Genomic DNA, 16,160 nt, shown 5'->3' with positions numbered 1-16,160 from the left:
GTTTCATGAATGTCGAAAGAAACCCTGTCATTCTTAACAGAATAGTGGTTGAATTCTATTTATCCAGCCAAATGACGTCATCAAAGACATCATGCGGAACATCATTGTCTTTTTGCATGACTGCCAGTGTCCCATCCCCTTCCAGTGTTATGGCAGTTACATCTGTAAATGAACGGATTCCTTTCTTACGGATAGCCTGCAACAGATCATCTTGCTGCAGACGTTGGCGATTAATTGCTAATTCATTGAACTCACCATCGTAGTAAAGAAAAATCGGTTTTGCTTTGACTAACTTTTGGAGTGTCTTTGAATACATTTGTAGTTTGGAGAGGATGACCTGCAGAACCGTCATAGCAAGTAGAATCGTGAATCCGTCCACGTATGAAACTTCACGGGTGATGATTATACTCGATAATGCATTTCCGTACGCGATAGTGATAATTAGATCGAACATGTTAACATTCGTTAATGTTCGTTTTCCAAATCCTCTCAGAATTGCAACAAGGGATGGATAAATAAGTAAAGACATCAGGAAAATCCACAAGAGATCCTCCCACTTGTCAAAAAGAAATGTTTCAAACATAGGCTTCTCTCCTTAGTATGTTATACCGTGAGTATCAAGATTAGTTATCAGCAAGATTGCTGATTGACCTTCGATAATGTACAATGCAGATAATTCAGCTTCATCTCTGATTTCAGTAAAATCAGTTACGTTGATTATCTTTTTAAAAAACCTCTCTCATTTAGGATAAGATCACTTTTTTTATCTTTTCTTTTTCTCCAAAGCATCACTTCAAGTGCTGCTATACAAACAAGTAGCCACGCAAGGCCAAAGATTAGTCCTGCAATAATATCTGTTATATAATGTACCCCTATCACTACTCTACTTAAGGACACGATAACAATCCAAAAACCGAGAAAAAGATTAATCATCCACTTCCAAAATCGACTAATCCTACTGACAGCGATTAAGTAAATCATAAAGCCATAAAACGTTACAGCACCTGTAGAGTGTCCACTTGGAAAACTAAATCCAGTGCCATCATACTGAGCAATCACTTCAGGTCTCTCACGTTCAAACAGTAGTTTTAATCCTTTGGTTAAGCCACTGATTCCTACCATGTTAATGATAAGAAAAGTAGCCATCCAGTTACTTTTTTTCGAGAAGAATAATAAATATACAACAACAATAATCGTTCCTATAGTAATCCAAATAACCGAGCCTGTTTCCGTAATATACCCCATTAAATTAGTTAGCCAAGGCGCGTTAATTGAAATGATAAACTGATTAATTACTTCGTCAATTTGAAAACTTTCATTCTCCAGTACTTCTTCTGCTAAAGAAAGAAAAAAATAGAAACCTCCAAATATCGTGACAAAGCCAACTAAGATGAGGACAATGGACATTTTTGAGGGATTTTTAATGTTGGTTCCTTTGAAAAGCATTCAGATCCTCCTAAAGTTATAAATTTATGTATTCCTATCCAATCCCCTTTTTTTGTATAGCTAAAACAAACATTGAAAACATTGAGAAACCCCATAAACACCCAATATTATTCAAGTACAAAAATAGGATCGCCTGAATCGACGATCCCTTGGAAACTATTTTAGCAGTTATTTAAATAACTAAAGTTCTTTCTTCATTGAAACAACTTTAATATTGATACCCTTTCGATTACGTAAAACTTCTTCACTATAAACAGCATAACCTATGGAATTATATAGTTGTATATTCTTAGGCATTGACAGACGGACTTTACATAATATAGTAGTTATATCAACTTTATTTGCGTATTCCTCTAAAGAAGTTAATATCTTTTTTGCAAAGCCTTTTCCTTGTTTTTCAGGAATAACTGACAAACGATAAAAATATAAACCCTCGTCTTTAATTTGAAATCGTACCATACCAACTGGTTTATTCTCTTCAAAAGCAATCAATGCCTGTTCCCCTTGTACCAAAGCAGTAGAAACCGACTGTACAGTTTCTTCTAAAGCGCTTGATGGCGGATTTTCGTTTTCATATTGCATAAATGCCTTGATCATTAAATCATGAATTACTGGTGCATCACTAGCTATCGCAGACTTGATTACCATGTTACCTCCTTTTGGTTATAATTATTATCGATTTTATTTTTTTATGGAAGAAAAGTATTAAATATCCTAAACAATCCAGCGTCATTCATGAACTATAAAATACGTTCAGTTTCCTCATCTATTAACTTGATATTAATAGCGTTAGATGTTCCACCATCAAAATGTCTTGGAACACCTGATACATCTAGTAATTTGATTAAATCAATATTTTTTCTTGATTAGCTTCTACCGTAATACTATATGGACCAGATAAATTCATTAGTGACTCCATTCGCCTTTCAGCCTCGATTGTGTAATACGAGATGGCATTCCGCATTCAAAAAGTCTTCATCCACATACTCAAAACCGCAATCACCGTTACCATCGCATGAAATAGTATTAATACCACTTGCATATGTCTCTTGGTACATTGTAATTAGAAGCGATGGTAAAATTGCATATACTATTTCAACTATAACTATTGTTCTGAAGCAACCTGCCTTTTAGTTGAATAAGTTGTTTACTATTATTATGTTTTAGTCCCCATAATTACTGAACGAGGCAAAAATCCAAACTTTTCATAAAATGATACAGCCTGATTCCCGTACACCACTTTTAGTTCAATATCGTATATATTTTTTTCACTAAACCATTTAATTACATTATCCATAAGTTTTGTTCCTAAGTTGTTACTGCGATAACCTTCATCAACATATAAAACTTCTATCTTTCCACTTGATTTCTTGGCATAAACTACCGAAAAAGCAATTAAATGCATTGTATTTGTCTCAAACAATAGTTCAATCCTGTATTCTCCAAATCTCGCATTTTCTCTATAATGGCGAATCCGATCTTCAAATGTTAACCTTGGATAATCACCTGAAAAATATTCAGATTTACTATTATGATATTCATGTAATTTTTCTAAAGGTTCTCTTAATAACTCTATCTCGTCAAGAGTTATTAGTTTTTCAATTACTTCTACTTCCATAATATCACCTCATCTATCTCAACTTATAGTAATATATTCGTTTGCAAAACCTACAAATGAAATTATTAAACCTATAAATAATAAAATAATGCTTAATCCTAATAACATAAATTTCATTCCTGATGCGTGGCTTTTTTTGACCAATAGAAAAATCAAATAAACTGTAACTATAAGAAAAGGTACTATTAAACTCATCTTTATTCCCGTAACTCTTTATATAATTATTTTAACATAAAATCCCAACTAATATTTAGATACAAAAATAAGATCGCCGTAATTGACGATCCCATTAGTTCAATGAAGAATAATTTTATATTTTCCTACAATGTCTTAATTTAATATAGGTTGGATTCTCTTCCGTAACTTTTTCAAATTGAAATTTGAAGCCTTTTGCTTGATAAAACGGAATTCCTTTCATATTACCTTTTTGAACAGACACCCACTGCTCTGTGGCTCCATATTCTGCTTTCTGCTGTTTCGTAACAGCATTCAGTAATTCGGTGCCAATCCCTTCATTTCTTCTTGAAGGGTCAAGGTATATAACGAATAATTCTCCGATTTCATCATCTATCATACCTCCTCCTGCTGCACCAACTACTTTTCCGTTCTCAACAGCTACAAAATATCCACCCCAATCACGATTAAATTCTGTTACTTCTCTTAATATTCTCTCGTGATTATAAAACTCTCTAATAACTCTTTCAATCCACTCTTTTGAATGCGTTTCCCCATATGTCGCCCAATATCCTTTAATACATATATTAGAAACTCCTTCAACATGGCTTTCATTAGCCTTCATAATTTGAATCATATAGATTTTTCTCCTATCCTCTCTTATTTACGAGAAAGAAAATCATTAAACAAGGTTGTATTCGCCTTATCAATGCAGCTGGCACTTTAGATCAAAATAATACATTTCTATTTGATTGCCTTCCATATCGTCCATCTATCTTTTTCAATTATATTAGTATTTATTGATAACGACTTTTCAATATGAGTGATTAATAAATTTAATTCTTTATCGTTTAATTCATGTAAAATGCTTCTCCCAGTTCTTTCGCTTAAGTCTTTTAATAATTGCTCTTTGTTATCATAAACTCTTCTTGTTTCCCACAGTTTAATTTCTTCGATGTTTTTAAATCCTACTTCTTTTAATGTTTCCATCACCAATTGGCTTCTATGTCTTCGGTTAGTTTCTTTTTCAACTAACCTCGGAAACAGTTCAAAGAGATACCCTCTTATGTGACTGTCATTTCCCTTCAATAAACAATCTCCAGGAGTTCGGTCTTGTATAATATAATATCGATTATCCTTTACCAATCTAAATGCTTCTATGAAGCAAGAGCGCAAATCTTCAATATGATGTATTAAAGCTCTTTCAAGTAATAAATCATAACTTTCACTGTCTAAATTTGTCTCAAAAGCATTCCCATGCTGAAAGGAAATATTTTTATATTCTTTACAGTTTTCTCTTGCACCCTCAAGTATTGATTTAGAAAAATCAACACCAGTAACAGAATCCACTCCCATGTCCGATAGAGCTTTAGAGTAAATCCCTCCACCGCAACCAATATCTAAAGCATTTGAAATCTTCTCAATAGGTAAAAGGCCCTTCATTACTTCAATCCAAGAGTTATCAGCGTTTCGAGTTGTGTAAGTAATACGATTCTTCTTACTATGAAAATCAATTCCCACTTCAATCCCTCATCTCTAGATTTTATCAAAACTAGCATTTTCGTATTATTAAAGAAAGCAGCAGTTAGTAAAAATGTTCATTTCATTTTCGTATATACATAATTAAACTAGTAATAAGACTCCCAGTAATTGCACCTATAAGAATGGAAAGACCAATAAATCCTAATCCCATTCCGGCCCATCCACCAACAAAAAAGCTACTAATAATTATTGCAATACTTATTAAAACTAGCCCAACAGAAATTACACCGATAGACTTCTCCTGTTTTTTTCTTTTCAAAAACATTGAGGTACTAACCAATAATATATTAACTGCAAAACTAATAAAGATGAATACTTCAAATCCTTGCATAATCCGCAAGCTCCTAACCTTATAGCTATCTTCTTTCGAGTACCAAACGTTAATTTAATTTTAACATAATATTCCTATTTTAATTAGAAAAAAGTAGCAAAACTAAATTGACAGGTATATTTTTAAATACTTGTAATTACCTGGATAAGTTTTAGGTACATAAAAGCTAGGTTTATTAAATTATTTCTTTGACTTCTTCTGGAGTAGTTCTGTAGTATTTACTCTTTGATGGTTGCATACTAAGTAACATTAATGCTAGCGTTAATAAAAACATAAAAATTGCACCAAAGACAACAACAAACTGAATGGATATTAATTGAGATGTTACAGCAAATATAAAAGTAATCACTATCACCAATAAAGCTTCCACAAATCCGTAAATACTTCCTATCCGCCCCATGACTTCAACCGGAATGTTGTTTTGATAAAAGGTGTAAAAGCCAGTGTTTGCAAAGGCAAGTGAGACCGCTAGTATAAATACCCCAATGGATGCAACTAAGAAATTAGTAGAGAATGCAAAAATAATGTACCCTACCGATACCGTAACTGAACCTATTCCAATGAGTAAAGAAACTGCTAATCTTTTTGTGAATAGGAATAGGACATTCATCAACGAGCCTATCAGAATCCCTGCACCTGCAATACTAACAAGAAAGCCATATTCGCTATCTGATAAAGAAATAACTTCTTTTGAGAAAGCTACTTCCAGTGAATCAATAGCAGTTTGTATGACAATGAAAACACTAAATAAAAAATAAACAGTCATGACATATAAAAACTGTCGGCTAAACTGCAATACTTCTTTCCAATCTTGCATTAATAAGCTAAATGATAATCGTTGATCTAATGATTTGCTAACGCGACTTTTTTCAACATTAGGCATAAATAAGGTGACTAACGCTGAAAAATAAAAAGCAATCGCATTAATACCAATAGCGTATAGAGGCGTGCCAATCATAAATAGAACCCCTGTAATTGCTGGTCCAAGTAAAAATGCACCAGAATCGAGTAAACTTCTCAATGAATTAAACCTTTGCCTTTGCTCGGTTGGAATTAACCTTGTAATATAACTAACCGAAGTTGGACCATATACAGACGAAGCCATATTAATAAGAAAGACAAGCAAATAGATTATCCACATTGTGTAAGTGAAATATGCTAAACAAGTAATCAGAGTTCCCTGGATTAAATCTAAAGCAATCATGAGATGCTTTTTATTTATGCGGTCAATGACACTCCCTGCCCATAAATTAGTAAATACCGTAGCTAAAGGTTTTATAATATAAAACACTGCTACTGCAAGGGGAGAACCTGTCATATTAAAAACGATTAGATTTAGTGCAAGAAAATATATCCACGAGCCAATACTTGAAATCCCTATACCAAATAATAAAATAGATGGATACTTCCATGCATCAGCTATTTTTCTAATATTCATAGTAAACCTCCTCGTATATTGTTGTTTCTGACTTAGATATATTTTGACCAACAAAAAAATCCCACCCCCAAGACTTTTCGTCTTGGGGACGAGATTATATAATCGTCGTGTTGCCACCCCAGTTTATTAATATGTCACCATATTAACCTTGTCAGGTACGGCAATAAAATACTTATACCCTAGCTCTATAACAGGAGCTCCTGTTACACTATCCCCTTGTTAGGTTCCAGTGTAATGCTCAGAGACTTGGTTCAATAAACATATTCTTACTCCTTTTCAGCCAACTGGAGTTCTCTGTAAAGAATTGATTTACCTACTCTTCTCTTCATTGCCTTTGATATTGTTTTTATAATATCAACGTTAATAATTATTGTAAAGCAAATTATTAACAAAACTGTCGATATACAACATATCTGCTATGTTCTTCTTTAATAACCTTTTACATAATCTTCTCTTAAAAGACCGTACACAGCAACATCTTCATACTTATCAAGAAGGAATCTATTTTGCCTTAATCTACCCTCTTTTAGTAAACCCACTTTTTCAAAAACTATGGTTGAAGCTATATTTCTAGAAGTAGCTGAAGCACATATCTTATTCAATTTTAACTGATTAAATCCAAAATCAATTATTTTATTTACTGCTTCCGTTGCGAAACCATTACACCAATATTCCTTTCCTATCCAGTAGCCAAGTTCACCTTTATTGTTTCTTTTATCAACCCTAATAGTAATAGTACCTATTACTTCACTTAACTCTTTCGAAGTAATTTTTAAAGGATATTCAATTCCATTTTTTATTTGCTCTGGATGGATTGCAATCCACTCTTCTGCATCTTTGAGTTCATATGGGTGAGGAAGACCTAGAATATCTGCTAGCTCTTTATCATTTGCTAAGTCTCTTATTCTAATTGCATCTTCTTTTTTAAATCGTTGTAATATTAACCTTTTAGTTTCTAATTTTAACAACATAAAATAATACCTTCTTTTCTTATTGTTCTATTTATGTTTTTCCATATATTTAACTTCTTTCAATATTGATAGATTTATTTTTAACGGCCACACGTTTACATTTGTACCCAATAATTGAATAATCTACAATTGCTTTAAAGCTTCACTAATTGCCCAACTTTGATGTTCGTGAAACAAGATCTTTATAGCTTGGGATGGTTCAATCCATTTTAAGAAGTGGTCTTCCTCTATTGGTTTACTAACTTTTTTTTCAATTTCACAAACATAAAAATAGCCTTTACTTAGATAATACTTAAATTCATTTGTAGAATAGAAATATCTATTAGCACGTCCTATATAATAAACAATTTTAATGTCCATTCCCATTTCTTCTAAAGCTTCTCTTTTTAGACATTCCTCGTGTGTCTCATTTCCTTCTATTCCACCACCTGGGAGAAAAAACTGTCCATCACCTGTTTGAATAATAGCTACTTTATTGTTCTGGCTATTGAACATTACACTATAAACCGCTGGTCTTGCTATGTACTTTTTGCCTTCTTCCCTTTTTCCAAATGTAATAATATCCATTATCAAACAACACCTTAACTTTAAATTCTTCTTAAAAATCACCACTCGTTACATTGAGTACAACAATTTACGAATATGTCTACAAAATGAAATACATAATAACGTTAATAAATACAATAGTTATAATTAAACTCCATATAAACTTTTTAACAGTAAATTGCATACTTCCGTTCTGTACTCTTCTATATACTAAGATCGAAATGAGTATAAGGAGCATTATAATTGGAGTCGGCACTATTTCACCTCTATTCTGAGAATCATCTTCTGAAGCAACCATTAGCTGAACTAATAATACTCAATCTAAATATTTTTATACTATTTTATTCTCTGTTCCATTTAGAATTCTCTTTATATTTTGTCGATGGAGAATGATTATTGATACACTTATTAGTATAGAAAGTGCTATGATAACTTTATCTTCAAATAGTAGACTATAAATAAATAATGCTAGACTAGCTAACATTGAACTTAGTGATACATACTTAGAAAATAACAAAGTTAACACAAACACAACAAAACCAGCCAAAACACCTAAAGGCGTTAAATATAAAAAAACTCCAGTTGCCGTCGCAACAGCCTTTCCACCTTTAAAACTGGCAAACACAGAAAAAATGTGTCCTAATATTGCTAATAAACCACATGCAATAGGATTAACCGTAGAACTGAGTATTAATGGCAGTAAACAAGCAAGTGTACCTTTTAATATATCAGCAACTGCAACAATTAATCCTGCTTTTAAGCCTAAAACTCTATAAGTATTAGTTGCCCCTAGATTACCACTACCGTAACCTCGAATATCTTTCTTATAAAATAGTTTACCCATTATTAAAGCAAATGAAATTGAGCCTAATAAATAACTTAAAATCAAAGTTAAAATGTTCAAAGTGGTATTATCTCCTCACTTAGTTTGTTATTGCGTTTCTATTTGTTTTGTATTTTTTCCTGTGATTACAGCCAAGTAAATTTACCACCTACGCCATGTTTTTTACCACCAAATGACAAGTGTTTTACCAAACATCGCCAATACATTTACCAATGAAATAAAAAGCATTCCTGAATAACTAAAAAGCCCAAAATGCATAAAATAATGCATATTTGGGCTTTTTTGAAATTTAAGGTTATATCACTAACGCCTTCTTATTTTTAAATTATACTTTTAAAAACGATTATTGGTTTATCTTATGGAAAATCAGTCTAAAACCAATCTAATATCAACTTCTCGCTCTACATACTTCCACTCAAGTGTAGTACGAAGACTTGATACTAACTCTTCGAACTCCCTAGAATAATCTGGAGAATACTCAAACCAAGTGACAAAATCAAAAGGTTCACCAAGGTCACGCGAGTGGTGTAATCTTCGTGCAATGGCAGGCAAGTATCGTAGTCCTAGATTAATATGTTGAGACTGTTCCTCCAAAATCTCACGTCTTTCGTCCTGTGCAAGCTCCCACCATTCGACTGATTTCTTTATTGGTATCAATGCAGCACAAGTATCTTCTTTTCTACCAAGTGTCGGTGAATGTTTATTTAAATGTTCTTTCTCTTGACTTGTGGTATAACGCAAGTTGCTTGTTACACCCCGTAGTATCCAATTTGTGTTGAAAGAAGGAATTTCTATAGAACCATCAACTATTTGGATTTTCTCAACTGGTTCCAAGGGTTTTCCAACTACATTTTCAATTCGGACAACTTTCCATGGTCCTTGAAATCCACCAACAAATGAAACTATTTTTGACATTTTCTACTCCAATCTCTCAATAAATGAGAACCTAATAATATAAGTTCATACTACTATAATCTGGAAAACATATCTATTTTGTTGTAAGTAAATCTACCAATTATTTTAAGTAACCAGTTGTCAGTATCCATACTTATGAATCGCTTTTACAATGTGACCTATCAATGAAGGTATTGTTGCACAGTATTTAGTTTACTTTGTAATACAAGAGTTACTGTTACCCTATAATCAGTAAGAGTTCAGTGGTAAACAACCTGTCATTATTTGGTACATTTCTTGTCATTTGGTGGTAAATACTTTGTCAGAGGTGGTACATTTCAATGGCTGTAATCATCCTGAAATCCTTTTTGCGTTAAACTACCTGAAGTAGTACTGTTAACATGTTTATTTTAACATAAAATGTAAAAATAATATTCAATATAAAAAATAGGATCGCCATATTTGGCGATCCCTTGTTAAACTGAATTCAATATTTCAAGTATTAATAAGATAAAACCTAAACATTTGAATGGCATATATCAAAGCAAGGATAAATAAAATCGTACTCGGCAGCCACTGCGTATATTTACCTTTGTTTTTGTTCTTTATATATCTATAAAGTAACCAGTACCAAATAATAAGTATTATTATCGAGGACCCAAACATCGGTATGAACCCGAAAAATAATGTTAGAAATAAACAATATGCAGTAAAAATACCTGAAAGAAGAAAAATGATAAATCCCCAATTTTCAGACGGATGAAGTACCCAGTTTATCTTATCTGGATTTGTTCTAAGAATAAACCACGTGTAACCAATGAGCCAAAACACACTGAAGGTAAAAGGCGTAAATAATACGAGTATGTTAATATCTCCACCAAATCCTGCGCCAAATATCATAACAAACGATACCAGGGAGAGAAATATAAGAACAATGAAAAAACTAACATGACCAAGAAATACTTTCACAATAATCATCTCCATAGATAAGTTGATTGAGGTAAGTTCATAAGAGAAAGAGAGTAACTGATTTCTCTGTTAAACTGTCCGTTAGTAATTAAATTAGGAAACTTAGTTATTTTAAATCTTTCCAATCTTCATAAATATTAGCATCAATACTTAGATTATTAGTTCTTAACCATTCAAAAGCTTTTAGTACAAGTGGTGAAGCATTTTCCAACGATACATCTTTTTCCGATACCGTAAAATCTCTCCACAACCAAGAGAGTTTGATATCGATAACTCCAATATTTTCTTCAATTTCAATTTCAATTTCAAGACCTGTTTCTTCAAGGAACTCTCTTTTCATAGCAGTGGATAAAGTTTCACCATCTTCTAAGCTTCCTCCATGAAGGTCATATCGGTTTATATAAGCACCACATTCTTATCTATCACCAATAGTTTCCCATCCTTCACACATATTCCATATACCCCAAAATCCCTATGATATTTTTTATTAGACACAAAATTTTTCTAATAGCTTATTAAACATTCATTCCTGCTACGTTAACAATAACGGCAGTAACAGCTTGGTAAACTAAAGAATCTATTACTTCAATAAGGATGGCTCTTAAAAGTAGTCTGGGATTTCAAATGATATGGAGTCGATAGCATTTTCTTTTGAATAATACATACAATCACTGTCTTTATATTTTTGTCCTTCATTAGGTAGTTCAATAAAACCTAATGTTTTGTAAAAATCTGCCCCAATATCGCTATACAGGAAGAAGTTGTTACAGTCTTCTTCCTGTTCTAATTCATTTATCGTTTCTTTGACTAATAAAGAAGCATATCCCTTTTTTCTAAATGTTAAAGGAGTAGCAATTGAACCAATACCTTTTACAATTATGTCTTCTGAAGGATTTAGTTCATATACGATGAGAGAGCTTAATAATTCCTTTGTATCTGTTGCTTCAAGAACGTACCATTTCCCCTTTTTATACTTACTAGAATCCTGGCACATAGTTACATATTCTTCAGATGACATGTTATCTCCCCAAACATCATAACCCATCATATATATATCTATCATATCTTCTTTTGTTGCTTCCCGAATTTTTTTCAAATTATCTCTCCTTGTTTTGTATTTAGATTATATATTCACGTTTTTAAGTTTATCAAGACATCTATTCTTGCATCTTTTTCCACTCTTGCACCCGTTTGTTGAACAGAGATATTGCCAATTTTGAGGAGCGACGTTCCAAGGCTTTATCTGTTTTTTCTTTTTAATAAAAGAAGTTACCAATTTTAATTCTCAGTTATTTTTAACAAACCTGTGTCTTTAATAAGAATTATCCATCGACAATTTTTCCCTTACTATAATTGCAGTCCATAAAAATGCTATTGTAGACGCCAAATCAAGTATTCTGATATTATCGTATTGGATTATTGAATAAATAAAAGAAATGATATGTAGTACTGAAAAAATTACTAAAATATAAAAAAGACCTTTTTTCAAAAGAAAAATTCCTCCTTTTTTCTCTATTCCTCTCATATCAATTTTTTAACAATTCTGCTAATTTAGCACAATATTCTACTACCCTTGTTGAACTAAAGCACCCGTTAAACAAGGAATTCAAATAAGTCTACACTTAAACCTTTAAATCAAGCAATTCATCTAGCTGATTTATAACATAGTTCGGCTTAGCTTTATCTTTAAATACCTTTTTATTTCGATTTATCCAAACACTCTTAATCCCTATCTTCATCGCACCATTTACATCACTAGAAAGAGAGTCACCAATGTGAATAACTTCATTTTTTGATAGATTGCTTAATTTTAGAGCTTTTTGAAACATTTCAGGGCGTGGTTTATAGGAATTTACATCTTCACTTGTAACCAATCCATTGACTTTTAATTTATGAAATTCAATTGCCGTTTTTATATCAAAAGTATCAATATTAGAGAGTACGTATATGGGAATGGTATTGTATTCAAAAAATTTTAAAGAATCCTCAAAAATAGAGGGTTTCATCCAATGATTAAACATTAATTCACTTAATGCCTTATCATCTAGCGTTGATCCGAAGTGAGAAAGTGTATTTTTTAGAGAGATAGTTTCTAATACTCTTTGTGTTTTAAAAGTTTCACCATAACTCTCTTCAAATAACTTAGAAAATTCCTTCCACCAAAAGCCTCCTATCTCAGTTAAAGTGGCTTCAGTCTTTGAATTTTCTTTAATTTGATTACATATGTTTAAAATCACCTCTCCATCTTCGTGTACAACAGTTCCATAAAAGTCTAAAAATAATGCTTTAATAGACATTAAAACTCCCCCTTAAATCTCCTTTTTTATTTTGTTCAGCTAATAAAGCCTTATGCCCTTCTTCTTCCACACTACTGCTCGTTAATTGGATTAAAAATGCCTTTTCCATGTTGTACTAAAGCACCCGATCGTTGAAGTATAGGGATTTTCTGCTTTACTCCCAAAAGCAAACTTGCAATTTATTATTATCTAAATCGTAAAAATCAAAAAACTTATTGTCGCCATCATCTTTTAATTTAGTTACTTCTACACCTTTTTCTTTTAACTTTAAATATGTATTTTTAATATCAGTAGTGAAAAAAATCGGATAAGTTGAGTTCTCTTGCGAAGATACACTTCCTTCTTCAATAGTTAATGGAACTCCACTATTCCCAATCGTGAATACTTGATAACCGTCTCCTTTGAATGCTACTTTAAAACCTAACTCCTGGTACCAAATACTTGATTGCTCCACATTTCTAACCGTTAAACATACAGTGTCTATCCTTTCAAACATATAACTACACTCCCTTTAAAGAATTTAATAGCTTATTTCTAATATTAGGTAGTTTCAACGTTGTTCAATTAACCTGCCCTATAGTTGAACAAGGGTGGAATTCCTTGTTAAAGGAAAGCCCCGTTTATTTAAGTACATTACTTTAAACATGAAAATACATTATATTTGTAGAAAGGACACACTGATTATAGAATTGCATCTTTAATTTAAATTTTCGTGGTACCACTTTCTAAGCTGATTGATATGAGCCTGATGATAACGGTTATGGTCAGCCATATGCCATATGCCCCATCGAATGGTTGCTTGCTTTTCGTTTTCATGTCCAAAAGTGACAACATTATCTAGATCAGCATCTGTTAATTGTGTACATGTATCTTTAAACATTTTTAATACACCATCATATTCAGATATAAGATCGTTCAAAGATTTCCCTTTGACCATAGGAAGTCTATTATTTGCATCTATCATAGGTCCATAATGCTCTTTTAGGGAATCAGGAAGTGGTTGTCCTTTTATTCTATAAACCCAATTAAGATCAACATACATGATATGTTTGATTAACTGGGCGGTACTATTAAAGTTGTAATTTGGTCCTTTGTAATCTACTTCTTCTTGTGACATACCATCAACAATAAATTTTATTCGTTGGCTATTTTCTTTCACAGTGGAATATAATAACCCCACAGTTGGTGACATAGTTGCTTCACCTTTTAAATCTTTAAACATCCCAGATTTCCTCCCTAGCTTTATAATATTCACACTTTAACCTTAATCTTTCATGGTTGTTAATTTAATAGCGATGCTTATATAGGCTCTGCTCATTATTAAAGTAAAACATTCCGCTTGTTGAACAAAATCCAATATAATCAGCTTATTTTTTTAATTTAAACACCATGAAATCAGCACATCTAAAATCTTCTTCAAATCCATTTTCGTGAGCACCAAAAATACAAAGAAATGAGCAGTGTTTCATTTTACCAAGCAAAAGCAGTCTCATCTCGTTCAGCGGTCACACTAGGCCCCTTGTTTTCGTCTTATCACAATAAAACCATCCGTTGGCCAAACAAGGTATTTTAATCAACCTTACACTTTATAGCTCTTGTTGCAATAAAAGTTTTAATATACTTATCTAAAACCCTTGAACCTCCAAAATCATCTTCATAAAAACCTGAAATAACGAATCCTGCGTCAATTTGACCTTTCATTTGGTCTTCTAAAGTATGGGCGTACTCTATTGTTTGGCTTGAATTGATATAGTCTTGAACTTTGTCCTCGGGTAAATAGTCCAATGTAGATGAAGGTATAGGATGTTTAACATCAAGATTACCTTTTCTTTCTTGTTTATCATCAAAAATCCATAATAAAGGATTAGTAAATCCAGCAATTAAGATGCCATTATTTTTCAATACTCTTGACACTTCATTCCATACAAGACGAACATCTTTTACAAATAAATTAGAAACTGGATTAACAACAATATCAAAATATTCATTTTCAAATTCACTAAGGTCTGACATATCACCTTGTACCGTTTTTAAAGTTAATCCATTACGTTCAGCTACCTTTTCATCTTGCTTCAATTGCTTTTTAGATATATCGATAACTGTTACATCTGCACCAGCAGCCGCTAAAACTGGTCCTTGTTGCCCACCTCCCGACGCTAAACAAAGTATCTTTAATCCAGCTAATGATTTAGGAAACCAATTCCTCGGGACTGATTTTTCAGTAGTCACTGTAATTTCCCATTCACCATTTTTACTTTGTTCAATGATTTCGCTACTTACAGATTGGGTATACCTAGAACCTTCTTCAACTTTTTTATCCCAAGCGTTGCTATTTTGTTGTGTTGTATCCATAGTAATCCCCCTCGTATTTTTCTGGATTTCATTTTTAATGCTAACATTTATTAGCTTGTTATTTGTCCCCACTGTTCTTATCTTCTTTTTTAAGATCTTTTTGCATTTAAAGTTGTTGTGTTATATATCCAACTTGTATTTGAGCTGTTTTACCTGTAGATAAAAAAACAAACACAATAACATCCTGCTTCTTAGTTTAAACAAAGTTGCTTTAGCCTTATTAAAAGGAACGACCGGATAATTGGTTAAGAATTATTTTTTCTCGTCTACTAAATCTTGAGATAAACGAATCATATCTTTGCACGGAATACCGTTTTCAACAATTTCTTCATGATAATGTTTAACAAAAAAGTCCCTATCAACACCAATTATTCTAAAGCCACATTTTTGATAAAGAGCCAATTGTCCAATACCTGAATTCCCAGTGCCAATTTCAATTGTTTTGTAGCCTTTTGTCTTAGCTATCTTGAGTGCATGCATTACTAACAGTTTTCCTATACCTCTAGCTTGTTTCTTTTCTATGACTGCAACATTCACCAGTTCAACTGTCTTTGGTCTTGTTGGAAGTAATACATAAACTCCAACAATTTGCTGTTCGCTCTCAGCTACAAAACATTCGCCCCTATTGACATATTCCTCAACAATTTCTATGGAAGGATCAGCCAGTAACAATAATTCGATAGGAAGTTTTTCACCTTTATTAAGTTTCCTAATATCCATTTTATTCTCCCTCTTCAA

General features: G+C 32.3%; 19 protein-coding genes and 1 other annotated feature. All 19 genes read right to left on the bottom strand.

Going from position 1 to position 16,160, the window contains the following annotated elements:
* Nucleotides 1-55: 55 nt before the first annotated feature.
* Entirely contained in the window at nucleotides 56-583 is a 528-nt protein-coding gene (locus DM447_RS06750; protein WP_112180482.1) for a DUF421 domain-containing protein, read from the bottom strand.
* A gap of 134 nt (nucleotides 584-717) precedes the next feature.
* The gene (locus tag DM447_RS06745; RefSeq protein ID WP_112180481.1) at nucleotides 718-1,446 is read right to left on the bottom strand and encodes a phosphatase PAP2 family protein; all 729 of its coding nucleotides are present in this window, start codon (nucleotides 1,444-1,446) and stop codon (nucleotides 718-720) included.
* A gap of 180 nt (nucleotides 1,447-1,626) precedes the next feature.
* Entirely contained in the window at nucleotides 1,627-2,094 is a 468-nt protein-coding gene (locus DM447_RS06740; protein WP_112180480.1) for a GNAT family N-acetyltransferase, read from the bottom strand.
* A gap of 508 nt (nucleotides 2,095-2,602) precedes the next feature.
* Nucleotides 2,603-3,064, bottom strand: coding sequence for a GNAT family N-acetyltransferase (locus DM447_RS06735; protein WP_112180479.1), 462 nt, complete (start codon nucleotides 3,062-3,064; stop codon nucleotides 2,603-2,605).
* 310 nt (nucleotides 3,065-3,374) lie between these two features.
* Nucleotides 3,375-3,875, bottom strand: coding sequence for a GNAT family N-acetyltransferase (locus DM447_RS06730; RefSeq protein WP_112180478.1), 501 nt, complete (start codon nucleotides 3,873-3,875; stop codon nucleotides 3,375-3,377).
* A 107-nt stretch (nucleotides 3,876-3,982) separates the two neighbouring features.
* Nucleotides 3,983-4,759 carry a class I SAM-dependent methyltransferase gene (locus tag DM447_RS06725; RefSeq protein WP_112180477.1) on the bottom strand — a complete coding sequence of 259 codons (777 nt, stop codon included), beginning with the start codon at nucleotides 4,757-4,759 and terminating at the stop codon, nucleotides 3,983-3,985.
* 82 nt (nucleotides 4,760-4,841) lie between these two features.
* On the bottom strand, nucleotides 4,842-5,111 hold the full coding sequence (locus DM447_RS06720) for a YesK family protein (protein ID WP_112180476.1): 270 nt from the start codon (nucleotides 5,109-5,111) through the stop codon (nucleotides 4,842-4,844).
* A 175-nt stretch (nucleotides 5,112-5,286) separates the two neighbouring features.
* Entirely contained in the window at nucleotides 5,287-6,549 is a 1,263-nt protein-coding gene (locus tag DM447_RS06715; RefSeq protein ID WP_112180475.1) for an MFS transporter, read from the bottom strand.
* An 81-nt stretch (nucleotides 6,550-6,630) separates the two neighbouring features.
* Nucleotides 6,631-6,887 (bottom strand) — a binding site (T-box leader).
* A 90-nt stretch (nucleotides 6,888-6,977) separates the two neighbouring features.
* Nucleotides 6,978-7,520, bottom strand: coding sequence for a GNAT family N-acetyltransferase (locus tag DM447_RS06710; protein ID WP_112180474.1), 543 nt, complete (start codon nucleotides 7,518-7,520; stop codon nucleotides 6,978-6,980).
* 123 nt (nucleotides 7,521-7,643) lie between these two features.
* Nucleotides 7,644-8,087, bottom strand: coding sequence for an NUDIX hydrolase (locus DM447_RS06705; protein WP_241964575.1), 444 nt, complete (start codon nucleotides 8,085-8,087; stop codon nucleotides 7,644-7,646).
* A 310-nt stretch (nucleotides 8,088-8,397) separates the two neighbouring features.
* Nucleotides 8,398-8,970, bottom strand: coding sequence for a glycerol-3-phosphate 1-O-acyltransferase PlsY (plsY, locus tag DM447_RS06700; protein ID WP_112180473.1), 573 nt, complete (start codon nucleotides 8,968-8,970; stop codon nucleotides 8,398-8,400).
* Between the two features lie 306 nt (nucleotides 8,971-9,276).
* Nucleotides 9,277-9,825, bottom strand: a complete 549-nt coding sequence (locus DM447_RS06695) for a chlorite dismutase family protein (protein WP_112180472.1) — start codon at nucleotides 9,823-9,825, stop codon at nucleotides 9,277-9,279.
* A gap of 1,054 nt (nucleotides 9,826-10,879) precedes the next feature.
* On the bottom strand, nucleotides 10,880-11,113 hold the full coding sequence (locus DM447_RS18505; protein WP_241964574.1) for a hypothetical protein: 234 nt from the start codon (nucleotides 11,111-11,113) through the stop codon (nucleotides 10,880-10,882).
* A 261-nt stretch (nucleotides 11,114-11,374) separates the two neighbouring features.
* The gene (locus DM447_RS06680; RefSeq protein WP_112180470.1) at nucleotides 11,375-11,869 is read right to left on the bottom strand and encodes a GNAT family N-acetyltransferase; all 495 of its coding nucleotides are present in this window, start codon (nucleotides 11,867-11,869) and stop codon (nucleotides 11,375-11,377) included.
* Between the two features lie 526 nt (nucleotides 11,870-12,395).
* On the bottom strand, nucleotides 12,396-13,070 hold the full coding sequence (locus DM447_RS06675) for an HAD family hydrolase (RefSeq protein WP_112180469.1): 675 nt from the start codon (nucleotides 13,068-13,070) through the stop codon (nucleotides 12,396-12,398).
* 154 nt (nucleotides 13,071-13,224) lie between these two features.
* Nucleotides 13,225-13,566 (bottom strand): VOC family protein, encoded by a 342-nt coding sequence (locus DM447_RS06670; protein WP_112180468.1) that lies wholly within the window; start codon nucleotides 13,564-13,566, stop codon nucleotides 13,225-13,227.
* Between the two features lie 201 nt (nucleotides 13,567-13,767).
* Nucleotides 13,768-14,292 carry a DinB family protein gene (locus DM447_RS06665; protein ID WP_112180467.1) on the bottom strand — a complete coding sequence of 175 codons (525 nt, stop codon included), beginning with the start codon at nucleotides 14,290-14,292 and terminating at the stop codon, nucleotides 13,768-13,770.
* A 347-nt stretch (nucleotides 14,293-14,639) separates the two neighbouring features.
* Nucleotides 14,640-15,422 carry a class I SAM-dependent methyltransferase gene (locus DM447_RS06660; protein ID WP_112180466.1) on the bottom strand — a complete coding sequence of 261 codons (783 nt, stop codon included), beginning with the start codon at nucleotides 15,420-15,422 and terminating at the stop codon, nucleotides 14,640-14,642.
* A 252-nt stretch (nucleotides 15,423-15,674) separates the two neighbouring features.
* Nucleotides 15,675-16,142 carry a GNAT family N-acetyltransferase gene (locus tag DM447_RS06655; protein WP_112180465.1) on the bottom strand — a complete coding sequence of 156 codons (468 nt, stop codon included), beginning with the start codon at nucleotides 16,140-16,142 and terminating at the stop codon, nucleotides 15,675-15,677.
* Between the last annotated feature and the right edge of the window lie 18 nt (nucleotides 16,143-16,160).

The organism is Paraliobacillus zengyii (assembly GCF_003268595.1).
Taxonomy (GTDB): Bacteria; Bacillota; Bacilli; order Bacillales; family Amphibacillaceae; genus Paraliobacillus_A; species Paraliobacillus_A zengyii.
The sequence above is the reverse complement of the archived record's forward strand: the minus strand, read 5'-3'. Positions and strand labels throughout refer to the sequence as shown.